This window comes from Acinetobacter sp. AOR41_HL, from assembly GCF_027854645.1.
Classification (GTDB): domain Bacteria; phylum Pseudomonadota; class Gammaproteobacteria; order Pseudomonadales; family Moraxellaceae; genus Acinetobacter; species Acinetobacter nosocomialis.
Map to the genome: position 1 here is coordinate 76,504 of NZ_JAKTHZ010000036.1, position 24,763 is coordinate 101,266.

23 protein-coding genes are annotated in these 24,763 nt (G+C 38.5%); 15 read left to right on the plus strand and 8 right to left on the minus strand.

Translation table 11 applies throughout. The annotated features are described in order from the left end of the window. The first annotated feature begins 7 nt into the window (after positions 1-7). The 5 genes from MKL35_RS13870 to MKL35_RS13890 all read left to right on the plus strand — a co-directional run bounded on the left by MKL35_RS13870 (position 8) and on the right by MKL35_RS13890 (position 4,881). Positions 8-658: a hypothetical protein gene (locus MKL35_RS13870; protein ID WP_002052502.1), complete on the plus strand. Its 651-nt coding sequence runs from the start codon at positions 8-10 to the stop codon at positions 656-658. 126 nt (positions 659-784) lie between these two features. Then, positions 785-1,927, plus strand: a complete 1,143-nt coding sequence (gene rodA, locus MKL35_RS13875; RefSeq protein ID WP_004707770.1) for a rod shape-determining protein RodA — start codon at positions 785-787, stop codon at positions 1,925-1,927. A gap of 19 nt (positions 1,928-1,946) precedes the next feature. Beyond that, a complete protein-coding gene (mltB, locus tag MKL35_RS13880) occupies positions 1,947-2,948 on the plus strand; it encodes a lytic murein transglycosylase B (RefSeq protein WP_002052939.1) in 1,002 nt (333 codons plus the stop codon). A 290-nt stretch (positions 2,949-3,238) separates the two neighbouring features. Further along, complete coding sequence (locus MKL35_RS13885) at positions 3,239-3,856, plus strand: septal ring lytic transglycosylase RlpA family protein (RefSeq protein WP_002052473.1); 618 nt, start codon at positions 3,239-3,241, stop codon at positions 3,854-3,856. Between the two features lie 572 nt (positions 3,857-4,428). Further along, positions 4,429-4,881 (plus strand): Mpo1 family 2-hydroxy fatty acid dioxygenase, encoded by a 453-nt coding sequence (locus MKL35_RS13890; RefSeq protein WP_032010230.1) that lies wholly within the window; start codon positions 4,429-4,431, stop codon positions 4,879-4,881. A 37-nt stretch (positions 4,882-4,918) separates the two neighbouring features. Here MKL35_RS13890 and MKL35_RS13895 read toward each other — a convergent pair whose 3' ends face one another. The 6 genes from MKL35_RS13895 to rpsB all read right to left on the minus strand — a co-directional run bounded on the left by MKL35_RS13895 (position 4,919) and on the right by rpsB (position 9,282). Next, positions 4,919-5,236 (minus strand): AzlD domain-containing protein, encoded by a 318-nt coding sequence (locus MKL35_RS13895; protein ID WP_025467967.1) that lies wholly within the window; start codon positions 5,234-5,236, stop codon positions 4,919-4,921. A 1-nt stretch (position 5,237) separates the two neighbouring features. Then, positions 5,238-5,954, minus strand: a complete 717-nt coding sequence (locus MKL35_RS13900) for an AzlC family ABC transporter permease (protein WP_004707764.1) — start codon at positions 5,952-5,954, stop codon at positions 5,238-5,240. Positions 5,955-6,048: 94 nt separating this feature from the next. Continuing rightward, positions 6,049-6,873 carry an AraC family transcriptional regulator gene (locus MKL35_RS13905; RefSeq protein WP_032010233.1) on the minus strand — a complete coding sequence of 275 codons (825 nt, stop codon included), beginning with the start codon at positions 6,871-6,873 and terminating at the stop codon, positions 6,049-6,051. Positions 6,874-6,969: 96 nt separating this feature from the next. Continuing rightward, positions 6,970-7,452 carry a DUF3465 domain-containing protein gene (locus MKL35_RS13910; RefSeq protein ID WP_002052771.1) on the minus strand — a complete coding sequence of 161 codons (483 nt, stop codon included), beginning with the start codon at positions 7,450-7,452 and terminating at the stop codon, positions 6,970-6,972. 64 nt (positions 7,453-7,516) lie between these two features. Continuing rightward, positions 7,517-8,392 carry a translation elongation factor Ts gene (gene tsf, locus MKL35_RS13915; RefSeq protein ID WP_002052897.1) on the minus strand — a complete coding sequence of 292 codons (876 nt, stop codon included), beginning with the start codon at positions 8,390-8,392 and terminating at the stop codon, positions 7,517-7,519. Positions 8,393-8,529: 137 nt separating this feature from the next. After that, entirely contained in the window at positions 8,530-9,282 is a 753-nt protein-coding gene (gene rpsB / locus MKL35_RS13920) for a 30S ribosomal protein S2 (protein WP_001982118.1), read from the minus strand. Between the two features lie 210 nt (positions 9,283-9,492). Between rpsB and map the strand changes: the two genes are divergently transcribed. The 4 genes from map (at position 9,493) to MKL35_RS13940 (ending at position 14,716) form a co-directional block, all read left to right on the plus strand. Continuing rightward, positions 9,493-10,317 (plus strand): type I methionyl aminopeptidase, encoded by an 825-nt coding sequence (map, locus tag MKL35_RS13925; protein ID WP_004707758.1) that lies wholly within the window; start codon positions 9,493-9,495, stop codon positions 10,315-10,317. Positions 10,318-10,523: 206 nt separating this feature from the next. Next, on the plus strand, positions 10,524-11,579 hold the full coding sequence (locus MKL35_RS13930; protein WP_032010236.1) for an OmpW/AlkL family protein: 1,056 nt from the start codon (positions 10,524-10,526) through the stop codon (positions 11,577-11,579). A gap of 406 nt (positions 11,580-11,985) precedes the next feature. After that, entirely contained in the window at positions 11,986-13,332 is a 1,347-nt protein-coding gene (locus MKL35_RS13935; RefSeq protein WP_004707755.1) for an MFS transporter, read from the plus strand. 169 nt (positions 13,333-13,501) lie between these two features. After that, positions 13,502-14,716 carry an MFS transporter gene (locus MKL35_RS13940; RefSeq protein WP_032010238.1) on the plus strand — a complete coding sequence of 405 codons (1,215 nt, stop codon included), beginning with the start codon at positions 13,502-13,504 and terminating at the stop codon, positions 14,714-14,716. Positions 14,717-14,959: 243 nt separating this feature from the next. Here the strand turns inward: MKL35_RS13940 and sthA are convergent, their stop codons facing one another. Further along, entirely contained in the window at positions 14,960-16,372 is a 1,413-nt protein-coding gene (sthA, locus tag MKL35_RS13945) for a Si-specific NAD(P)(+) transhydrogenase (protein WP_002052850.1), read from the minus strand. A 196-nt stretch (positions 16,373-16,568) separates the two neighbouring features. On the opposite strand from sthA, the gene lipA reads away from it, so the two are divergent. From lipA to MKL35_RS13960, 3 genes are all read left to right on the plus strand, one after another. Beyond that, a complete protein-coding gene (gene lipA, locus MKL35_RS13950) occupies positions 16,569-17,582 on the plus strand; it encodes a lipoyl synthase (protein ID WP_001289255.1) in 1,014 nt (337 codons plus the stop codon). Positions 17,583-17,863: 281 nt separating this feature from the next. After that, entirely contained in the window at positions 17,864-20,329 is a 2,466-nt protein-coding gene (locus MKL35_RS13955; RefSeq protein ID WP_032010240.1) for an acyl-CoA dehydrogenase, read from the plus strand. Between the two features lie 103 nt (positions 20,330-20,432). Continuing rightward, positions 20,433-20,816: a carboxymuconolactone decarboxylase family protein gene (locus MKL35_RS13960; protein ID WP_004707744.1), complete on the plus strand. Its 384-nt coding sequence runs from the start codon at positions 20,433-20,435 to the stop codon at positions 20,814-20,816. Between the two features lie 38 nt (positions 20,817-20,854). Here the strand turns inward: MKL35_RS13960 and MKL35_RS13965 are convergent, their stop codons facing one another. Continuing rightward, entirely contained in the window at positions 20,855-21,391 is a 537-nt protein-coding gene (locus MKL35_RS13965) for a cysteine peptidase family C39 domain-containing protein (RefSeq protein WP_004707743.1), read from the minus strand. A gap of 221 nt (positions 21,392-21,612) precedes the next feature. Here MKL35_RS13965 and ahcY point away from each other — a divergent pair, with 221 nt between their 5' ends. From ahcY to MKL35_RS13980, 3 genes are all read left to right on the plus strand, one after another. Further along, positions 21,613-22,995 (plus strand): adenosylhomocysteinase, encoded by a 1,383-nt coding sequence (gene ahcY, locus MKL35_RS13970; protein ID WP_032010242.1) that lies wholly within the window; start codon positions 21,613-21,615, stop codon positions 22,993-22,995. Between the two features lie 71 nt (positions 22,996-23,066). Beyond that, positions 23,067-23,903, plus strand: coding sequence for a methylenetetrahydrofolate reductase [NAD(P)H] (gene metF / locus MKL35_RS13975; RefSeq protein WP_004707740.1), 837 nt, complete (start codon positions 23,067-23,069; stop codon positions 23,901-23,903). An 18-nt stretch (positions 23,904-23,921) separates the two neighbouring features. Continuing rightward, positions 23,922-24,644: a 16S rRNA (uracil(1498)-N(3))-methyltransferase gene (locus MKL35_RS13980; protein WP_032010244.1), complete on the plus strand. Its 723-nt coding sequence runs from the start codon at positions 23,922-23,924 to the stop codon at positions 24,642-24,644. The last annotated feature ends 119 nt before the right edge of the window (positions 24,645-24,763 follow it).

Here is a 24,763-nt window from a genome sequence, read left to right on the forward strand (position 1 = left end):
ATACACCATGCCGTTTTTTGGTTTTACCCCTTCTGAAGGCTTATTGAACGATATACAGACTGGAATTGCGAATAAGAATTCCAGTGAACCGTTATATCCACTTCGAGACAAAATCGCTTTACAACTCAATGAAGAAATTATTGAAAATGTACTGACTCAGTTAGTACAACATTTCCCAGCGAGTGAAAAAAGAGATACTGCCGAAAAACTAGCTGGTTATGTCAAATCAACAGTTGCCGTGCTTTTAAAGCAATTACTCAGTAAAGCACCAAACGATGTTGTTAAACAATCCGTGGAGTTTTCAGAGAAAAGCTTATTTAAAGACCCACAAGGTCAATATAAAGTTGGTGTAGCTTTAGATGCTGGTTTAGTTACTAATTTGAAGCATAATTTTGCCGAGCTTCAAGCAGGTAATGACATTAACAAAGCAGCCTTAGCAGAACTATATAAACAGTTTGGTGATGCTATGGTTAGACACTTTATGTCTGATTTTAATAAAACATTAGATTTAGGCATGATTAAGCGCAAAGCAGCTGATATTGGCGCAGCAGCTGTAACAAAAGCAGTCCACATTGCGATCGATAAACTTATTCCAAGTTTAAATCGCACTGAACTAAAAGCGATGGCTGAATATCACGATAGTTTATTCTTTAACTAACAGAAAATAGACCATCGGAAACCTGGCGAGAGCCAGGTTTTTTTATTGCAAAATATTGATATACATTGCCATTAATCAGGTTTATGTTAGCATGCGCCAAGCACTGATTGACCTAGTTAAAGCCGCATGTCTCCTAGTCCACAATATAAATTTTTACGCCAAGCTCCTCGAGATGGTCTTAGTACTGCCATGCAACCATCGCGCTGGCAGCAACTTCATATTGACCCGTGGTTATGCCTATTTTTATTCCTAAATGCCCTATTAGGTTTAACGGTACTATATAGTGCATCTGCACAAGATGTAGGCTTAGTCAGTAAACAAGCCATGAGCTTTGGTATTGGCTTTTTAGTCATGATTAGTCTGGCTCAAATTCCCCCTAAGGTTTATCAAGCTTTTTCACCTTACTTTTATTTATTTGCACTATTTTCCTTAATTGGAGTTATGGTCTTTGGTGAAGTCCGCATGGGGGCTAAACGCTGGATCGATATTCCCGGTTTCGGGAGCGTGCAACCCAGTGAGTTCATGAAAATTGGCATGCCAATGATGATTTCATGGTTTTTAGCACGCAAACCACTTCCTCCAAGCTTTTCTCAAGTTGTTTTATCATTAATGTTAATTGGTGTTCCTTTCTTACTGATTGCAGAACAACCTGACTTAGGAACATCCCTACTCGTATTAGCAAGTGGTATTTTCGTACTATTTTTAAGTGGGTTATCTTGGCGCATGATCGGTGCCGCAGCAGCTTGTGCAGCTATTGTTATTCCAATTGCCTGGGAATTTCTTTTACACGACTATCAGCGTCAACGGGTTCTAACGCTACTTGACCCAGAAGCAGATGCATTAGGAACAGGATGGAATATTATTCAGTCCAAAACAGCTATTGGTTCTGGTGGTTTCTCAGGTAAAGGCTTTCTTGAAGGTACACAATCACATTTACACTTTTTACCCGAAGGCCATACTGACTTTATTATTGCGGCTTATTCCGAAGAATTTGGCCTAATTGGCGTACTTATATTAGTTATTCTTTATTCAGCTATTATTTTTAGAACATTTCAGATTGGTTTACAGAGCTTTCATAACTACGGTCGTTTAGTTGCTGGTGCCTTTGGTTTGTCTTTTTTTGTTTATGTATTTGTAAACGCAGGAATGGTCAGTGGTATTTTACCTGTAGTGGGTGTTCCTTTACCTTTTATGAGTTATGGCGGTACCGCTATTATTACTTTAATGGCCACTTTTGGTTTAGTCATGTCTATTCATACACATCGATAATTTGGAATTTTAAAAAGATATGTTGTCTCAATTTATTAATAAAACTTTAAAAGCGCTTGCCTTGTGTACCGGCCTAGTGAGCACAAGTCATTTTGCTCAAGCCAATGATTTTGTAAATGATCCTAATTATTTAAATTTTAAACAAAAAGCCATGAATACTTATGGTTTAAGTAGTGTACAAGTAGATGCCGCGATGAGCGGTGCAAAAAATTTACCAAACATTATAAATATTATGACTCGTCCAGGAGAAAGTAAGCCTTGGTACGATTATCGCTCTATGTTTTTAGTTGAAGGTACTATTCAACGTGGTGTCCGGTTTAAAAATCAATATGCAGATGCGCTTAACCGAGCTGAACAGCAATTTGGTGTCTCTCAAGCTGTTATTTTGGGTATTTTAGGTGTTGAGACTGGATATGGGGCAAATAAAGGTTCTTTTATCACTCGTGACGCACTTGCAACATTAGCATTTGGTTACCCTCGCCGTGCTGATTATTTTAGTGATGAGTTAGCTGCTCTGATTGCATGGACTTACAAAGAAGGCTATCCAACCAATAGTATTGTTGGCTCTTATGCTGGCGCAATTGGCTATCCACAGTTTATGCCAAGTAATATCAGTAAGTATGGAGTAGATTTTGATGGTAATGGTCATATCGATCTTCGTAACTCTGCGGAAGATGCGATTGGTTCAATTGCAAATTACCTAGCAAAGCAAGGTTGGCAACGTGATCAGCCTATTGGTTTTATGGCTCGTTATGTAGGCTCAAATCCAGAAAGTATTATTGCTAAAGATCTCACTCAACCTACTCCGTATGGTGTGCTCAAAAATCAAGGAATTTCTCCATTAAACCCATTAGTTAAAATTGATGACTTAGATATGGTAAATGTTATTCAATTACAAGACTATAACGGTCCAATTTACTATTTAACCTATCCAAATTTTCAGGTAATTACGACCTATAACAAAAGTCGAATGTATGCGACTGCTGTATGGTTATTAGGCACAGAGGTAGCTAGCCGATAGGCTAGCTTTTTGATGTGTTTATGTAAAAGTCAATAAATATTTTTGTTAAATCGATCACAATACATACATTTTAAATACTTTGTTACATATTTGATTATTTTTTAACCTAAAACTGTAAGTTTTTGCCCTTTTTGTAACTATTTCTCGTTAAAGACTAGACACTCTCCGTAAGCGATGAATATTATCCACCCCAATCAAGCAATTGCAAAAGTGAATAATTAGGCATGTTCACTTCAATTTTTAGCCTGTTGGCTAAAAGAAAAAGAGCATGTTCTCAGGAGTTTATATAAATGCAGTTATCGCTGAAATACATTCTTGCACTGACGGCTAGTTTAAGCATGGCCCCACTGCACGCTGAAATGATGCAATCATCATCATTAAACAGTGATGTAGATGGTCCAAATGCTAATTTAGCTGCACGTGTATTGAGTAAAGATACTCAAAGCTTTAATTCTCGTTTTTCTAACATTAACAGTCTTTCAATCACTGAACGTTCTGGCGATCAAATTCGTCGTCAAGCTATCGCAGCTAAAATTGAAATCCCTGAAGATGAGCCTTCAGTGATTGAAAAACTTAACACAGTAGCTTCAAATACTGTTCGTAAGTTTAGCCAAACTGGTATGGCATCTTGGTATGGTCGTCAATTTCATGGCCGTAAAACTGCAAGTGGTGAAACATTCGATATGAATGCACTTACTGCTGCTCACCGTAGTCTGCCATTGAACTGTTATATCCGTGTTACAAATAAAGACAATGGTAAAAGTGTGGTAGTAAAAGTAAATGACCGTGGTCCATTCCATGCAAATCGTGTACTTGATTTATCATACGGTGCTGCAAAACGTCTTGGTATTACCAATGCTGGTACTGCAAAAGTAAGTATTGAACGTGTAGACGGTCCTACTTCATAAGCGATTACTCCTAGAGTTCATGGAAAAGCCACAAATTAATTTGTGGCTTTTTAATTTTTAGACCCAAAAATATAAAAATCATGCTAAAAATTTTGTTTTTTTACTCATTTTTTAATTACAAAATTGATTAATTTTCAACCCAAAAACACATCATTTTATTACTCATCCATTTTTGCTTATATTTTTTGATTAGAGCCATTTTAAAAAAATTCCGCTACCCTAGTACCACCTTAGTGCCAAAAAAGCTGTTTATAGCGTTTTAAAGCAAGTTGAGTTGAGCTTTTTTCTATTATTTTCCAACTTTTCATAAAAAAGTGGTTTTTGTAAGGATTTCCCCACTTCAAAATCCAAAAATAAATAGCCTGATTTTTTAAAACGATTGTGCTGCCTTTTAAGAGTGTTTTTTAATTTTTTCCACCCTGCTTTTCCCAGATGATCAGTCCTTAATTTTTAAGGTCACATGAATGTACGATAAGGAAGATTTTTGACTTTTCTTGTCTATCTACATAACAACAGGATAAAATATAGACATAAAAAGAATGACTCAAAATTAGACATGGAGAACAAGGTCTATGAAATCTATTGCTGAATGGTTTGATGAATACAGTGAAAGCCATCAAAATCCAACGAATAAGAAAATTCATTGGGTATGCGTCCCAGCTATTTTGTTTTCTATTATCGGAATCATCGCCCACTTTAGTGCTTTGCTCACTGCTTTACTCATTGTATTGACTCTTATTTTCTATGCTCGACTCGATCTTGTACTTGCAGTAGCGATGGCTGCGCTTCTCGTTGTGATGGCTTGGCTCATTTATGCCCTACCTGTAGGTATAGGGTTTTATATTGCAATTTTTGTGATTGCTTGGGTTGGACAATTTTATGGTCATAAAGTTGAAGATAAAAAGCCCTCTTTCTTTAAAGATTTGCAATTTCTATTGATTGGCCCAGTTTGGTGTATGGATGCCTATCTTGGAAAAATATTGCCAAAGTGGAAAAGTCGGCAGAACAAATTGATTACTCAATAATTTTTAAAAAGCTGAATCTTTTAGATTCAGCTTAAGTTTACTGATTTATTAGAAAATTTATAAAATAGAAAAATGCTAGACTGAGTAGCACACTTGATAAGACTTTTTTTAAATAAAAAGCAATTACAATACAAAATATTGTCGCATATAAATATGGATTATCTAAAAGACCTCTTAGTTCATTTCCTTCAAAAAAAATTACTGGTATACAAATAGCAGTTAATAAGCAAGGCGCTGAATAGTTCAGCATTTTATTCATCAATACCGGTAATTTTACTTTTACACTGGGTTCCAGAAAATAATAACGATTAAAAAACACAATAGCCGCTAATCCTAAAATCATGAGCCATGACATCTTATTTTTCTCCTGTTCTATTTTCTGCAACAACCGCAATTAGCATTCCCAATAAACCGGAAATCAGAATGGCGCCTTCAACATGAAAAAATTTGAGAATAAAACCACTAAAACAAGTTGTTAAAACTCCGGCTATGACAGGCTTTTCCTTACACATAGGAATAATCATGGCCACAAAAATAGCAATAATCGAAAAATCTAAATGGTAGGACAATAAATCTGGAATCGCCGTAGCCAATAAAATTCCAACTAGACTAAAAATTACCCAAAATAAATAAAAACATATACCCGCCCCCAATAAATAATGAGGATGCCTTTTTTCGTTCGGAGCACTTAAGGCAAACAATTCATCTGTTAGTAAAAAACCTAAACTTAATCGTTTGGGCAAAGACAAAATAGAAATATCATTTCTTAAAGTTAATGCATAAATAAAATGTTGAGCAGTAAGAAAGAAAATCGTGATATAGATTGTTAATAATGAAGCACCCTCCATCACCATACTCAAACTGACCAATTGTGCAGCACCAGCAAACACAATTCCTGACATTGCCAATGCTTTATAAAATGATAAACCTGCATGAATTGCCATTGAACCAGCCAAAATAGCCCACGGAATAACCGAAATAGACAATGGCAGTATATCTACCGCCCCTCGTAAAAAAACATGCGGAGGTCGGCTTTTAGAAAATCTAATAGATTGATTTAAAGGAGTATTCATCTCTAGACATCTATAATATTAAATATTTATAGATTTTCTTCTATGCAGGTTAACTTCTCTTGAACAAAATTGCGTTTAGAAATAAAAATAAATTTTAGAGATTAAGACTTGCTACATACTGGGTAGGTGTAACACCCATGGCCTTTTTAAAATGACGGTTAAAATGACTTTGATCAGAAAATCCACATTGCTGTGCAACCATCACAATTTGATCACCTTGCTTTAACAACTGTCTCGCTTTTTGCAAACGTGCCTGCACTAACCACGCATGAGGTGGCAAACCCACATGTTTTTTAAATTGTCTTAAAAAATGCCAAGCACTTAATCCGGCCATGTCAGCCAATTCCTGCAAAGAAAAATTCTTTTCAGGCATATCTGCCAACAAATCTTTAACTTTTAATATTTTCGAATAAGCTTCTGGTAATTCACAAAAGGTGTGTCGAGATTTACCGTGGCGCATCATTAAACATGCTAATGTGGATAGATACATGGTTTCTTTAAGCAAAAAATTGTCTTTTTGTTCTAATAAATCAAATAATAAACAAAGTTGTTGAGACAAACCCAAGTCCTGAATAACTGCTTGCGGAAACCAAGGTGCCCCATGGCCTTGCTCAAAAAAATCTTGGCTTACTTCAGCAAGCATTTCGGGTGTAGGATAGATTGCACGGTAACGCCAGCCCGATTCAACAGCAGATGAGCCTGTGTGAATTTCATCTGCATTCACCAAAATAATGTCGCCTTTAGGAGCGACATGTAATTGACCCGTCCTAAAAAAAGACTGTGCACCTTCTTCAATAACACCAATACAATATCCCTCATGGGTATGCTTTGAAAATTGCGTTTGATGGTAATGTGCTTTTAATAATTCTAAACCGCCCAACTCTCGCAAATGCAAGTAGTCAGCATGTTCCCGGTGCATATATACATCTCATCTATTTATCTAAAAAAAACATAGCATGTTTTAAAAAGATGCATAGAACAAAATTGCTGTTAAATAGAAATGTATACCCTATTTCTATTGGTAAATATGCCCATTATGTTTCAACCAACCATTTTCATGGCGGTTTTGTGGGTCATGATGCGTCCAATGTAATACACCACCTTTTTCGTTATATTCATACTCACCGTTAAATTCGACAATATCCCCTTTATGTAAATCTTCAATTTTTGGTGCTAAATCAATATTATGAGCCACTAAGATTGAAAGACCATTTTTTAATACAAGAATAAATTTCTGATGTTTTGTCCCATCATTATCTTCTCTTAAAATTGCTTTTACTCGACCACTTCCCTGCACTTGAACATTACTTTGTCTGCGGTCATAGGCAGCTTTTATAGTATCTATCCCATCATTTGAAAACGTAGTTTCAGTATGCTGAGTGGCAGGACTTGATGATGGCGATTGATTTTTCTTATGCCCAGATAAATCCAGACCGAAATATGCAGCGATCAATAAAACAATAATGCCGCCAATACTCAAATTTTTTTTATTTGTCATCTTTATATTCCGATTTCAACAGGGATAAAAAAAGCCCCATAGGGGCTTTTTTTGAAGATACGAATTACTTCGCAGCAGCTTGAGCAGCAGCAACTTCTTCAGCAAAGCTAAGTTCAGCTTTTTTCTCGATACCTTCACCAACTTCGAAACGTACGAAGTTAGCAACAGTTGTACCAGTTGCTTTTAATACGTCAGCAACTTTTTTCTCGTTGTCGATAACGTACATTTGACGGTCAAGAGCAACTTCGTTTAAGTATTTCTCAACAGAACCAGTTACCATTTTCTCAACGATGTTCGCTGGCTTACCAGATTCTAACGCTTTCGCTTCAGCAATTTCTTTCTCTTTAGCGATAAGGTCAGCAGGAACAGCTTCAGCGCTTACTGCTACTGGGTTGAATGCAGCAACGTGCATTGCGATACCTTTACCAGTGTCAGCATCACCAGTGTAAGAAACTACAACACCGATTTTTAAACCGTGTTTATAGATAGCCAAGTTTTCGCCTTCAACGATTTTCGCGCGACGAACTTGGATGTTTTCACCGATTTTTTGAACAAGCGCAATACGAGCTTCTTCAACTGATTGGCCATCAGCCAATTTTAATTCAGCGATTTTAGCAGCATCAGTTTCGCCAGCAGCTAAAGCAGCAGCAGCAACTGCGTGTGCAAAGTTAGAGAAGTTTTCGTCTTTAGCAACGAAGTCAGTTTGACAGTTTACTTCAACTAAGATCGCTTTATTACCGTCTTGAACGATAGTGATTGCACCGTCAGCAGCAATGTTGCCAGCTTTTTTAGCAGCTTTAGCTTGACCAGATTTACGAAGGTTATCAATAGCAAGTTCGATGTCACCGTTCGCTTCTGTTAATGCTTTTTTGCATTCCATCATTGCAAGACCAGTACGGTCACGTAATTCTTTTACCATGCTTGCAGTAATTGCAGTCATGTTGATCTCCTAAAATCGGTAGAAAATAAATCTGTTCAACAAAAACGGCCCAAAGAAACTCTGGGCCGTTTGCACTCTCGACGCTTAATTTGCCACCATTACATGTCGCAAAAATGACAAGCCTGCGTCAAAACGCATTAAGCCTCAGAAGCGTCTTTCGCAGCGTCATCGCCTTTTGCTTGAGCGTTCGCTTGAGATTGAGCGTATTCTTTACCAGCAAGAATTGCATCAGCCATAGCTGAAGCATATAAAGTTACTGCACGGATCGCATCGTCGTTACCAGGAATAACGTAATCAACGTTATCTGGGTTAGAGTTTGTATCAACGATACCGATAACAGGAATACCTAAGTTCTTAGCTTCTTTAATTGCAATCGCTTCGTGATCAACGTCGATTACAAATAATGCGTCAGGTAAACCACCCATGTTTTTAACGCCGCCTAAAGAGCGCTCAAGTTTTTCCATCTCACGAGTACGTTCTAAAGCTTCACGTTTAGTAAGCTTAGCAAAAGTACCGTCTTGAGATTGAGTTTGAAGATCTTTTAAACGGTTGATAGATTGGCGAAGTGTTTTCCAGTTCGTCAACATACCACCTAACCAACGGTGGTCTACATATGGTTGACCAGCGCGTTGAGCTTGTTCACGGATGATGTTAGAAGCAGCACGTTTTGTACCAACGAACAAAACTTTGTTCTTTTTGCTTGCTAATTGGTTAGCGAAGTTCAAAGCATCATTTAACGCAGGAACAGTGTGCTCAAGGTTGATGATGTGAATTTTGTTGCGCGCGCCAAAAATGTATTGACGCATTTTTGGGTTCCAGAAACGAGTTTGGTGACCAAAGTGCGCACCTGCTTGAAGAAGGTCGCGCATGCTTACGTTGTAATCTGCCATTTTCTTTACCTTAAAAGTTGGGTTAGGCCTCCATATATCCGCATTCTCCACCTTTTTACGGGCACCCAGAGTAATGTGACGATATATGTGCGGATTTTTTACTCCACCTATCAAAATTCTTCGTAAAAGATATTCACGAAAAGCATTTGATAAAATGGGCGGCTATTTATACCATAGACGCTTGTAAATTACCAAAAGTTTTTAGAGATCATGAACAGTACTTATACAGCTCCACGTCGATTAATCAAAACTCCAGATGAAATTGAAAAAATGCGCATTGCAGGACGACTGGCGGCTGAAGTTCTAGAGATGATCAAGCCGTATATTAAGGCCGGTGTAAGTACCCTCGAACTTGATACGATTTGCCGTAATCATATTGAAAATGTACAACACGCTATTCCAGCCTGCGTAGGTTACGGCGGTGCTCCAGGACGTCCTGCTTTTCAACACTCTATCTGTACTTCGGTTAACCATGTTGTATGTCATGGTATTCCTTCTGAAAATAAAATCTTGAAAAACGGCGATATTCTTAATATTGATGTAACAGTGATCAAAGACGGTTATCACGGCGACACTAACATGATGTATATCGTGGGTGGTGAGACTTCTATTTTGGCAAACCGTTTATGTAAAGTTGCTCAAGAAGCAATGTATCGTGGAATGGCAACAGTTAGAGATGGTTCATATTTAGGTGATATTGGCCATGCCATCCAAAAATATGTCGAGTCAGAACGTTTTAGCGTAGTACGTGAATATTGTGGTCACGGTATCGGTACTGTCTTCCATGACGAACCTCAAGTATTGCACTATGGACAACCTGGTACAGGCATGCGTTTAGAAGCAGGTATGACTTTTACCATTGAACCTATGGTCAATGCGGGTGTTTGGCAGACTAAATTGCTTGGTGATAAATGGACTGTTGTAACTAAAGACCATAAACTTTCTGCTCAATATGAACATACTATTTTAGTGACTCAAACAGGGATTGAAGTGTTAACAGCTCGTCCTGAAGAAGACCTCTCACGTTTCAATTAATAGTTTAATCAGATTTAATAAAAGGCTACTTTATGTAGCCTTTTATTTTTTATTTTGTACTTTTTATTAATAAATCTTTCTAAATATAAACAAATATTTCAAAAACATTACAATTATTAATTTTTATTACACAATCATTTTAATAAAACGCGCTATGGTGGGCTCAATAAAAATCAGTAAACAAATGTCCGGACATGGAGTCCTTTATGATGAAAAAGTCATTATTTTGTATGACAGCTGCCTTTTTTGCTCTGCCTACAGTCACTTTCGCTGCTTCACCATATTTTAGTTTTAAAGATGGTGATGGTTTCAAGCGTTTTTCGGTTTCTGCTGGCTGGTTACATGCCATGCCACAAGGAAGCGCAAATCCAGTTAATATTAATACTAGTGTTGCAGAAGGAACTACTTCTAAAGTAGGTTCCGTATCAAAACAATCTGTTTTAAATGCGGCTGACCGAAGTTCCAATCCCCTCTTATACGATGCAATCAAAATTTTACCCACAGATACACTGCCTTCAATACTCACCGGAACAGCCACTGTAAATGGATTATCAAATTGGCAAAGTCAAGGTACGGGTTTAGAAGCAAAAGATGTCGACACGTTAGGGATCATGGCGAATTATAATTTTACAGATAATCTATCTCTAGAAATTAAAGCCGGTGTCCCTCCTAAAGTTGATATTCAAGGTAAAGGTAATATTTATGCACCATTATCAGGTTCAGCAAATACCACTCTTGGCACGATAGGTTTAAAAGAAGATATTCATATCACCGATCTCACTCAAGGTGGTAAAGCTGCTACCGCACGTGCCTGGTTACCTGCTGTGGAACTACACTATCAATTTGGTAAATCTGGGGTAAATAAATTCCGTCCATATGTAGGTGCCGGGGTCATGTATGCCTATTTTAATGAATTAAAAATGAATTCAGGGATTGAGTCAGATTTAATTAAAGCAGGCCATATGATTCAAAATATTCATGATGGTCAAGCTGGAGCAGCTTTAGATGGCAAAACATCTTCAGCTAACCCTATTGTGAAGTTAGAGGCAACTGATACTTTCGCACCTATTGTTACTGTTGGTGCGACTTATGATTTCAATCCAAACTGGTTTGCTGTAGGTTCCGTTTCTTATTCGAAAATGAATAATGAAGCAAAAATTTATGTTACTGACCAAAACACTGGTAAAGAGCTTATCAAAGCAAACACCAAAATTGATATCGATCCACTAATTACATATGTTGGTATAGGTTATCGTTTCTAATTTTTTTAAAAGCACCCCAGCTATAAAAGCTTTACTAAAGGTTTTTATAGCTTTTTTTATTAAACAAATTAAAGCTGCTTCTTTTTAAACCAATATGCTAAAAAAATGAGCATTTCTTATTAAAAGAATCTCTCATCATTTTCCTCTTTCTTCCTATTTTCTTAATTTTGTTTTAGTCATTAATTTTTTTAATTTCTAACTAATTTAATAAAATTAAAAACTAAAGTTTTCCTCTTAGTAAAAATTATTTTTTGGCACGTCCTTTGCTTTATTACAACATGATGAATCAATGGCGATTCAATGGATAAACCAAGACGGCCAATGACGTCCGCTCTGATCGGTATGCAAATAGACAATTCAATTTGTCATGCAAATTAAAATTTCGTTCAGTTCAGGGGGACGGCGTATGTCTTCAAATATCAATCTAGATGCAAAAAAAGCAACTGAGATTAAATTATTTAGTTTCTCAACTCCAGCCATGCGTGCGTTCCATATGTCTTGGCTCGCATTTTTTGTGTGTTTTTTCGCATGGTTTGCATGTGCTCCACTAATGCCTGTTATTAAAGGCGAATTTGGCTTAACAAAAGATCAAATTGCCAATATTAATATTGCCGCCGTTGCGATTACGATTTTAGTACGACTTGCTGTAGGACCACTTTGCGATAAATATGGTCCACGAATTACCTATACAGCCCTACTCTTACTAGGCAGTATTCCGGTATTTGGTGTCGCTGCAGCTAACAGTTATGAATCTTTTCTATTCTTCCGCTTGCTGATTGGTGCAATTGGCGCAAGCTTTGTCATTACGCAATATCATACAAGTATTATGTTTGCGCCTAACGTTGTAGGCACAGCAAATGCAGCAGCAGCTGGTTGGGGCAATGCTGGTGGCGGTGCAACTCAAGCGTTAATGCCTTTATTACTTGGTGCAATTGTCATGTTTGGTGTCGAACAAACTATGGGCTGGCGCATTGCTCTCATCGTACCTGGTGTAATGATGGTGATTGTGGGAGTCCTTTACTGGAAACTAACTCAAGATTGCCCTCAAGGAAATTTTAAAGAGGTTCGCGCACAAGGTATTGAAGTTGGCAGTGGTAAAAAAGGCGGTATGGCAATTTTAATGCAAGCTGCTCGTAACTACCGCGTCTGGATTTTATTTCTGGCTTATGGCGCATGCTTTGGTATCGAAATTTTTATCCATAACGTGGCAGCGATGTACTATGTTGATCAGTTCAAAATGGATTTAAAAACTGCGGGCTTAACGGCCGGAATATTTGGCCTTCTCGCGTTATTCGCACGGGCATTGGGAGGCATTATTTCAGATAAAGTCGCACTTAAAAAAGGACTAGACGGACGCACTAAGGTACTGGTACTCATGATTTTAGGCGAAGGTTTATTTTTGATTCTTTTCTCTCAAATGAACGGCGTCACTCTCGCTATTCTTTCAATGACTATCTTTGCACTATTTACTCACATGGCCTGCGGCGCAACGTATGCATTGGTACCATTTATTGATCGCAATGCATTAGGCGGTGTTGCTGGAATTATTGGTGCAGGTGGGAATGCAGGCGCAGTAGCAGCTGGTTTCTTGTTAAAAGGTGTACTTGATGTTCAAACTTGTCTCTTTATTTTAGGTGGACTGGTTATGGTTGCAGGTTGTAGCGTAATTTTGATTCGCTTCACAACCGAGCATAAAGAAAAGGAAAAAGTACTTTTTGAACAAGCTCTACTTGAACGTAATTCCGCAGCTTAATTTTCATAATAAGCAGAAATTAAAATGATTTCTGCTTATTTACTTTTTATAGCGTCACATATCTCTTTCAAGCTTTTTAATTCTTCTTAAATATTTTTATAGATATATCGATATTATTCGATATATCTTTTACAATGATTCATCACATTCTTATAACTTTACACTCACAATGACTAAAACAAGCAACCAGTTTTCTCAATCACTCATTTATATGCTCATTGGTAGTGCCATTATTTTGGCTCTTTCATTAGGTGTTCGTCATGGTTTCGGACTTTATCTGGTCCCAATGAGCCATGATTTTGGTTGGGGTCAGCATGTTTTTAGTCTCGCAATTGCTATGCAAAATCTAATTTGGGGAGCTGTGCAGCCTTTTACCGGTGCAATCGCAGACAAATATGGCAGTAAAGTTGTGGTTGCTGTCGGCGGATTACTTTATGCGCTTGGTTTACTCTTAATGGCTTTTAGCTCAAGTGTACTCATTTTGAATTTGAGCCTAGGTCTTATTATGGGTTTAGCTTTATCAGCCACTTCATTCACAGTATTACTTAGCGCAGTAGGCCGAGCTGCTCCACCAGAAAAAAGAAGTATGGCAATGGGCATTGCCAGTGCAGCTGGTTCTTTTGGCCAATTTATTATGCTGCCTTCCACCCTTCTCTTACTTAAAACAGTGGGATGGTCGTCAGCTTTAATGGTAAGTGCGCTGTTAATCGCTCTTATCATTCCTCTAGCATGGATGTTAAAAGGGCCAAGCAACCAAGCCCCAAAAGCAATCGCTCAATCTCAGCTCACCTTTAAACAAGTACTAAATATTGCTAGAAAACATAAGCCGTTCTGGTGGTTAGCTTTAGGTTTTTTAGTGTGCGGATTCCAGGTTGTTTTCTTGGGTGTCCACCTACCAGGCTATTTAATCGATCACGGCTTTGATGCAGCCACAGGTACAGTATTTCTTGCTTTGGTCGGGTTGTTTAATATTGTGGGAACTTACGGTGCAGGTTGGTTGGGAGACCGTTTCTCGAAACCTAAACTATTAATGGCACTTTACGGAAGCCGTGGCATCGCAATCATTGCCTTTTTATTATTACCTTTAAGCACTTATACGGTATATGCTTTTGGCATCATCATGGGACTTCTATGGCTCTCTACAGTTCCGCTTACAAACGGCATTGTGGCAAATATGTTTGGTGTTAAATATCTTTCAATGCTGAGCGGAATCGTGTTTTTCACCCATCAAGTTGGTTCTTTCTTTGGCGGTTGGCTTGGTGGTGTTAACCATGACTTAACAGGTAATTACAATGCGATTTGGCTCTGCTCTATTGCATTGAGTATATTAGGGATAATCGTACATTTCTTTGTAAATGAGGAGGCTGTTATTCATGACGCATAATGCCTTACTTTTGAAAACAATTATGACTTTCTTCATTGCCGCTCTTCTGGTTCTTTCTATCGTATTATGGAAGCAGACGCCTGATTTATTTGAATATTTTAATCAAGCATTTTGTGCACACTAGATAGATGAGACACTAAAATCAGTCTGCACATTGTCATAAAAATATAAAAATCGTATGGTCTAATGAAAATAAAAAAGCCCGCAAGTTTGCGGGCTTTTTTATGAAAAACTTATTTAAAATCAAAATAAACGATTCATACCATTAAGTGCAGCTACACGATATGCTTCAGCCATTGTTGGATAGTTAAACGTCGTTTCAACAAAATATTTCAAGGTATTATTTGGGCTGTGCATAACTGCCTGCCCAATGTGAATAATTTCGGCAGCATTATTACCAAAACAGTGAATACCTAAAACTTCTAAAGTGTCGCGGTGGAAAAGTATCTTCAACTCACCCACGGTATCACCCGTAATTTGTGCACGTGCTAAATGTCGGAAAGATGCCTGTCCCACTTCATATGGAATTTTCTCTTCCGTTAATTCCTGTTCATTCTTACCAATCGAAGAAATTTCAGGAATTGTATAGATACCTGTTGGAATATCACGCACTGGCTTCGCATCTTCACCACTCATGTTCGCACCAGCACAGCGTCCTTGGTCATAAGCAGCCGAAGCAAGTGAAGGCCAACCAATCACATCACCAGCAGCATAGATGTTTTCAACTTCAGTTTGATACTGATCATTTACAGAAAGTTGACCACGACTATTTGGTACTAGTCCGACATTTTCAAGACCCAAACCTTCTGTATTTCCTGAACGGCCATTACACCAAAGAATCGCATCAGCTTTAATCTTTTTACCACTTTGTAAGTGTAAAACAACGTGGTCATCAAATGTTTCAAGATGATCCATTTGCTCGTTGTGGCGAATTAACACCCCTTGCTCACGTAAGTGATAAGACAGAGCATCAGCAATTTCATCATCTAAATAGCTTAAGAGTTTTTGCTGAGTATTAATCAAGTCAACTTTATGGTCTAAACCAATAAAGATTGAAGCATATTCACAGCCAATAACGCCTGCGCCGTAAATAATGATTTTTTGAATCGAATAATCAAGATCAAGAATTTTATCTGAATCAAATACACGAGGATGGTCAAAGTCGAGGCCTTGTGGATGATAAGGACGACTACCTGTCGCAATCACGATTTGCTTACAGATAATTGTTTCTTTAATACCTTCATGGCTAAAAACTAAAACTGTATTTTTATCTTGAATATATGCACGGCCATGGAATACACCTATTTTGTTACGATCATAAAAGCGTGTATGTGTATCAACTTGTTGTTGAATTACTTTGTGTGCATTACGCAAAACCTGCTTCATGGTGAACTGTTTCCATTCACCTACTTTTTGAAACATTGGATCACGTTGATAGCGGATAATACTAGATACTGTTTGACGCAATGCTTTACTTGGAATAGTCCCTACGTGAGCACAGTTACCACCAAGTTGATCACGCACATCTACAATTGCAACACGCTTACCCGCTTTTGCAAGCTTCATTGCCGCGCCTTCACCTGCAGGTCCAGAACCGAGAACTACCGTATCGTACTTAACGAAATTCCCACTAACGACCTCTTTTTTACGTGGCATTGAAAGCTCCTTCCTCTCTTGAATGACCATATTTTATAATAGATTATGACTAATATGCGGTGAATTTATGTATTTCTCAACCCTATATTTCTGAATAACCACATTTATTATATGAATAGTTATTTTCCGCTATTAACCAAAGAACTCCGCTATAATACAATGTCAATGTCTCTATAAACGAGTGGAAAAGTTAAATATGTCAGAACACCGTAAACCTGAACAGGGTGTAAAACTTCGTGGCGCAGAAAAAGTCGCAAGAATTCCTGTAAAAGTTGTACCTACGGTTGAAGTGCCGCGTAAACCTGACTGGATTCGTGTCAAGATGACGGCACCAGAAGAAGTTCAGCGTATTAAAACGACTTTACGTGCTCAAAAACTCCATACCGTTTGTGAAGAAGCAGCTTGTCCTAACCTACCAGAGTGTTTTGGTGGTGGTACAGCAACATTCATGATTATGGGCGATATTTGTACACGTCGTTGTCCGTTCTGTGATGTAGCACATGGGCGTCCAAATGCATTAGACCCTGATGAGCCTCGTCACATGGCAGAGACAATTGCCAATCTTAAGCTCAAATATGCAGTAATTACTTCGGTTGACCGTGATGACTTACTCGACGGCGGTGCACAACACTTTGTTGACTGTATTAAAGAAGCTCGTGCGCTTAGTCCAAATACATTACTCGAAATTTTAGTGCCAGACTTCCGTGGACGTATGGATATTGCTTTACGCATTATGACTGAATGTCCACCAGACGTATTTAACCACAACATTGAGACTGTACCTCGTCTGTATAAAGCCATGCGTCCAGGTTCAGATTACCAACATTCTTTAAACTTATTGAAAATGTTTAAAGAATACTGCCCTGACATTCCAACAAAATGTGGTTTGATGGTAGGTATTGGTGAAACTGAAGAAGAAGTGATTGCATTACTTGATGACTTACGTGCTCACGATGTCGACTATGTGACTATCGGTCAATATTTACAACCTTCTAAACAACACGCGCCAATTGACCGTTTTGTAACACCAGAAGAGTTTGAACGCTATGCAGAGCATGGCCGTAAACTTGGCTTTAGAAATATCTGGTCTGCACCAATGGTTCGTTCAAGTTATTTTGCTGACCGCCAATATCATGGCGAACCAGTACCAGAAGTTCGTCGTAAAGTAGATCCTGCTAAAAAAATCGCGGTTCAGGTCGTCGAAGCTTAATCTAGTAAATCTTTTTAAAAAGCCCTCTAATCTGAGGGCTTTTTATTTGTATAAGAAAATCAATAACATTTCTTGACAAATCGATAAAACAAGCCATTACACATTCATTTAAAAATATCTTATATCTAAAAGCACGATATATCCCTGCTCTAGCATATACATCAATTGCGACATAAAAAATTAAATTTAAACAGCATTAAAAAATTAGCTAGTTAAGCCTTAATCTCTCCTCGCTTTTTTTGTAACTTCCAACTTGAGGGCTTATCTAGCAAGGAGCAAGTATGATTTTCCTACTCTTTGTTTTAAGTATTGTCATTCAGCTCATTGCAATATGGGCAATTTTCTTTTTTAACCTAAACAGAGTCATTGGCAGTGTTCTTATGATTGCGGTCGCCATACTTACTGCATTCATTTTAACGCCATGGTCATTACTCTTAGGTATTCCTCTTATTGCGCTGAGCATTATCATTTTGTTTAAACCTTTACGGTTTAACTTAATTACTCAACCTGCATATAAAACTCTGGCAAATTCAATGCCGAGCATCAGCACAACCGAACAAGAAGCTTTAGAAGCAGGAACAAGCTGGTGGGAAAAAGAATTGTTTATGGGGGCTCCAGACTGGTCGCAATTTGAAAAATATCCCTATCCTACACTTTCACAAGAAGAGCAAAGTTTTATCGATAATGAAGTTGAAGTGCTATGTAGTATGCTTGATGAATGGGAAATTCATCATCAATTAAAAGACCTTCCTCCTGAAGTTTGGCAATTCATTAAAGATAAAGGTTTCTTAGGCCTAATTATTCCAAAATCCTTTGGCGGTAAAGAATTTAGCTCATTTGCTCAAAGCCGCATTATGAGCAAAATTGCCTCGCGTTCGTTAACTGCTGCGGTGAGTTGTATGGTTCCTAACTCATTAGGACCCGGCGAACTACTCATGCACTACGGTACTGATGCACAAAAACAGCAATACTTACCAGGCCTGGCTAAAGGTGAAGAGATCCCATGCTTTGGTTTAACGAGTCCAGAAGCAGGTTCAGATGCAGGCGCAATTCCAGATTCGGGAGTGGTTTGCTACGGCGAATATGAAGGCGCTCAAGTTCTTGGTCTACGCATGAATTTCTCTAAACGCTGGATTACGCTTGCTCCAATTGCCACCGTAGTTGGCCTAGCATTTAAGCTTTATGACCCTGAAGGTCTACTCGGCGATAAAAATAAAACCGAATACGGTATTACGTGTGCACTCATTCCTGCAAGCCATGCAGGTGTAAAAATAGGTGCACGCCATTATCCCGGCTCTCCATTTATGAATGGAACAGTAGAAGGTGAAGATGTCTTCATTCCAATTGATTGGATTATTGGCGGACAAGAAAATGCTGGTAAAGGCTGGCGCATGCTGATGGAATGCTTAGGCGTCGGTCGTGGCATTTCCCTTCCAGCATTAGCCACAGCCGCAGGTGAAATGAGCTATTTAACTGTCGGTGCTTTTGCGAGAATTCGTCAACAGTTCAATATTTCTGTCGGCAAATTTGAAGGTGTACAAGAAGCAAGTAGTGAAATTGCCAGTGATGCCTATATGCTTGAAGCATTCCGTTATTTAGTGACATGTGGTTTAAATCAAGGTGGAACCCCTGCCGTGATGACCGCCATGGCAAAATACTATGCAACTGAAACCATGCGCAAAGTGGTTAATCACGGCATGGATATTGCTGGTGGACGTGGTATTCAGCTTGGGCCCCGCAACTTCCTTGCACTTACCTATCAAGCTATTCCTATTGCAATTACAGTCGAAGGTGCAAATATTTTAACCCGTTCATTAATGATTTTTGGTCAGGGTTCAATGCGCTGTCACCCTTATCTTTTTGAAGAACTACAATTGCTTCAGTCTGATGATAAAGCCAATGCAGTACAAAAATTCGATGACCTGTTATTTAAACACTTAGCCTATACCTTTAACCGTGGTGCAAAATCATTTGCTTATGGTTGGACAGGTGGTTCAAGTGATGCACCTCAATCATCAGATCAGTTCACTGCGAGTTACTATAAAACGATTAATCGTTTTAGTGCCAACTTCGCACTTGTTTCTGACATGTCGCTTGGCTTACTTGCCGGAGATTTAAAACGTAAAGAAATGCTATCAGGACGTTTGGCCGATATACATGCGCATTTATTTATATCTACTGCAATTTTAAAATTTTATGAAGCTGGGCAAAAAACTGAAGCTGAACAACTGCATGCTAAACTAGCACTACAAAAAGCATTCTTGAATATTCAGGAAGCGTTTTGGGGGCTATTTGATAACTTCCCAGCCAAGTTTCCAGCAGCACTTGTAAAATGGATATGTTTCCCGTTAGGCCGCATTATTTCAAAACCTGACGATGAGCTAAAACAACAAGTAGCTGAACTTATGATGGAAGAACACCCATTTAGAGAGCAACTTAAACACCATGTGTACTATTCAACTGAACCTAATGACGTGACTGGACGTCTGGAACATACATTCCAGATTTTAAGAACCATCGAGCCGCTTTGGGATAAGTTTAAGAAAGCTGAATCTAAAGGAAAATTTACAGGGCTTACTTTTGAAGAGAATATTGCACAGGCTACAAAAGAAGGCTTTATTTCTGATAGCGAAGCTCAACAATTGTTGCAATACAACGCAATTCGATTTGACAGCATGCTTACCGATGTTTTTGATGAAAAACTCGACAAGGATCTGCCTTTATCAAACCCTCATCAAATAGTGTGACTGATGCCTCCACCAATTCACTATTGCAATCATTTTTGATTCGCATTAATTAATAAATAACCATAAAAGCGTCACTCGACGCTTTTATTTTTAGGAGAAATTAATGTCTAAGCAAGATTACGAAAATGGATTAAAAGTACGCATAGAAGTAATGGGAGAAGCTTTTGTAAAACGTGCACAAGAAAATACGGTACCCTTTACCCAGCCCTTACAAGACTGGATTAATGAACATGCTTGGGGTTCGACTTGGCAGCGTGAAGGTGTGCTACCACGTAAATATCGCTCATTAATCACTCTAGCAATGTTAACTGCGCTTAAATCTCCTACCGAGCTTAAAGGCCATGTCCGTGGTGCACTCAATAATGGTTGTACAGTGGAAGAAATTCAGGAAACTTTATTGCATAGTTTGCCATATTGCGGTGCTCCTGCTACTCAGGAAGCTTTTCGCGCTGCTTTAGAAGTCATTCAAGAATATCAACAACAATAACTTTAATCTGAGCCAGAACTCTACTGGCTCACTTTGATCTAATTTAATGTAGTCGAATAAATATTTAAATTACGTTCACCAATTATAATAGCCTGACGACAAATTCCTTCTGCTTTACGCTGGTTCTCAAAAACTGTTGCCGACATCGGCTCAAAACTATCAAAAAAGCAAATTTCCTTTTGATCTATAGAATAAACCAGTGACTGATTACCTACACCATCTAAAGTGTCGTAGTACACAATCATCATTTTTCCATGATGAATAGCAGCTTGAATATCTTGATAGCTCAAAGCAGATCCTATTGGAATTTTTAGTACCTTTGCTTCTTTATAGCTCATGCGTTCGCTCGGGCTAATATTGGGATCATGATCTGAGTGAAAGGACACATCAAAACCAAACTTTTTTAAAGCAACAGCTAAAGCAATGGTATAGGTACCATCTTGCTCATATCGGCAAACTTTAATCAACTCAGCGACATCAATTTCTATCCCATAATGCTTTAGTACCATCCAAACTGCGAAAACTCCACTGTTCGCTTCGAGATTTGCCAAAGATTCGGGAATATTTAAGGCCATAATTTAAACCTAAAGTCGTAATTAAGCAGATAATAAACAAAACTGGATTGGCACTAAAAGCTTTTCCAAGTACAATGTTTCGCTAGTCGAGGGATGCTGCGACAAATGATCGGCACTAAAGATCATTTTGCCAGGCTCGACGATCGGTTAAACACTCGTTTTAACCAACAACGGCATCCGCGAACAGAATGATCAATACTATTTTTTCCTAGGAGATCCTGATGAACGCGGTTAATGCTTCATTTACAGATTACAAAGTTGCTGACATCTCACTTGCTGACTACGGTCGCAAAGAAATCAAACTTGCTGAAGCAGAAATGCCAGCTTTGATCGGCTTACGTAAACGCTATGCAGCTTCTAAACCACTTGCTGGCGCAAAAATTCTTGGCTGTATCCACATGACCATTCAAACAGCTGTTCTTATTGAAACGCTTGTTGAATTAGGTGCTGAAGTTCGCTGGACATCTTGCAACATTTTCTCTACTCAAGACCATGCTGCTGCTGCAATTGCTGCTCGCGGTATTCCAGTTTTTGCTTGGAAAGGTGAAACTGAAGAAGAATATGTATGGTGCTTAGAACAACAGATCAATGTAAATGGTCAACCTTGGGATGCCAACATGATTTTGGACGATGGCGGTGACTTAACTGCTCTTGTTCATGAAAAATACCCTGCTCTTTTAGAACGTATTCACGGTATTACCGAAGAAACAACTACAGGTGTTCAACGTCTTATCGAAATGTGGAAAGACGGTTCTTTGAAAGTACCTGCAATTAATGTAAACGACTCTGTTACTAAGTCTAAAAACGACAACAAATATGGCTGCCGTCACTCATTAAATGACGCAATCAAACGTGCTACAGATATGTTGTTATCTGGCCGCCGTGCGCTTGTGATCGGTTACGGTGACGTAGGTAAAGGTTCTGCTCAATCTTTACGTCAAGAAGGCATGATCGTTCGTGTAACTGAAGTTGATCCAATTTGTGCAATGCAAGCATGTATGGACGGCTATGAAGTTGTATCTCCATATAAAAACGGCGTACAAACAGGTAAAAAAGAAGATATTAACCACGATCTTCTTGGCAACACTGACCTTGTTGTAACAACAACTGGTAACTACCACGTGTGTGATGCCGCAATGCTAGACAGCTTAAAAGCTGGTGCAGTTGTATGTAACATCGGTCACTTCGATACAGAAATCGACACAGCTTATTTACGTGGTTACAAGTGGGTTGAAGTTAAGCCACAAGTTCACCAAGTTTATCGTTCAGAAGACGAAAACAACTACCTTATCCTTCTTTCTGAAGGCCGCCTTGTGAACTTAGGTAATGCAACTGGTCACCCATCACGTGTAATGGATGGTTCTTTTGCTAACCAAGTTTTAGGCCAAATTCACTTATTCCAAGAGAAATTTGCTGACCTTCCTGCAAGCGAAAAAGCTGCAAAAATTCGCGTAGAAGTTCTTCCTAAGAAACTTGACGAAGAAGTTGCTGCAGCAATGGTTGCAGGTTTCGGTGGTATACTTACTCAGTTAACTCAAGAGCAAGCCGATTATTTAGGTGTTGCTGTTGAGGGACCATTCAAATCTGACGCTTACAAATACTAAGAACTTAAGGGCAGACGGTGAACCGACTGCCCTTTTTTCTAAAAATGTTTCGCTGTTTACAAGGATTTGACATGACTAAACGTACACCTATTTCTTTTGAGTTTTTCCCGCCAAAAACTGATGCCGGTGCTGAAAAACTTCGTATTGTTCACCAAGAATTACAGCTATTAAATCCAGAGTTTTTCTCGATTACTTATGGCGCTGGTGGTTCTACTCGCGAACGTACACTTGCCGCTATTGAAGATTTCAACGGTAAAGGCACTCCTGTTGCCCCTCACCTTTCTTGTATTGGTGATGATAAGACGCGTATTGCTGAACTACTCGATTTATATAAAGCTCAAGGCATTGACCGTATTGTCGCTTTACGTGGCGACTTACCATCTGGACAGGTTGGTCTTGGCGAGCTTCCTTATGCTCAAGACTTAGTACGTTTTATTCGTGAGCACTCAGGTGATCATTTTCATATTGAAGTTGCAGCTTACCCAGAAATGCATCCTCAAGCTGAAAGCCTTGATTCAGACATCCAACGTTTTATTGAAAAAGTACAAGCTGGTGCCAATGCTGGAATTACCCAATTCTTCTTTAATCCAGATTCATACTTTTATTTTATGGAGCGTTTGGAAAAAGCTGGAATTAACATTCCGGTAGCTCCTGGTATCATGCCGATTACCAATGCAAGCAACTTAATTCGCTTTGCAGATGGTACTGGTGCTGAAATTCCTCGCTGGATCCGTAAGCAGTTACAAGCCTATGGCGATGACAGTGAAAGTATTAAAGCTTTTGGTCATGAAGTTGTTGTTAAGCTATGCGAACGCCTGATTGCAGGTGGTGCACCAAGCTTGCACTTCTACTCAATGAACCAAGTCGAACCAACTCGTCAACTTGTTGTTGATCTTGGTTTAAATTAATTTTGTAAGGCGTACCCAATGAATCGTTTTTTTATCGAAACTGAACTTACAGTTGGCTCAACAATTCAGCTGACTGAATCGGTATTCCATCATTGGGTACGTGTTTTACGTGCACAACTACAAGAACAAGCGACTCTATTTAATGGACAAGGCGGAGAATATCTCGCAACATTGACCGAAATTAATAAAAAAAATGCATTTATCACAATTGAGAGTTTTAATCCTACAAACCGTAACGCTCCTTTTAAAGCTATTCTTGGTCAGGTCATGAGTAAAGGTGACCGAATGGATTATGCTATTCAGAAAGCCACTGAACTTGGTGTTAGCAAAATTCAGCTTTTAACCAGTGAACGTTGTGAAATGCGTTTGAAATATGACCGAGACCAAAAAAAATTAGACCATTGGCAAGCTGTTGCGATTGCAGCATGTGAGCAATGTGGACTTAACTTAGTCCCAGAAGTTTTAGCCCCTATTTCGCTTAATGAATGGCTAAGCTCTTCTGAACTTCCTGTATCTAAATTTGTTTTAGCTCCTGAAAAAGAACAAAAAGATGTATTGTCAGGGATTCAGCCTGAACTTGCCCTATTAATTGGTCCAGAGGGTGGTTTAAGCGAAAATGAAATTACGCAAGCGAATCAAGCTGGTTTTATGAACTGGTGTATTGGAGATCGTGTATTACGCACTGAAACTGCACCTGTTGTAGCATTATCTATTTTAAATTATCGGTTTTTATCCATATAAACTAATTGAACATTGATTAAATCAACAATTAAAGTTAACTTACTTTTACTGTATGAATATTAATTTAAATTTTTTTCCACTGATAAATCAGATTCTTTCTGTATAAATGTAAAAAAATA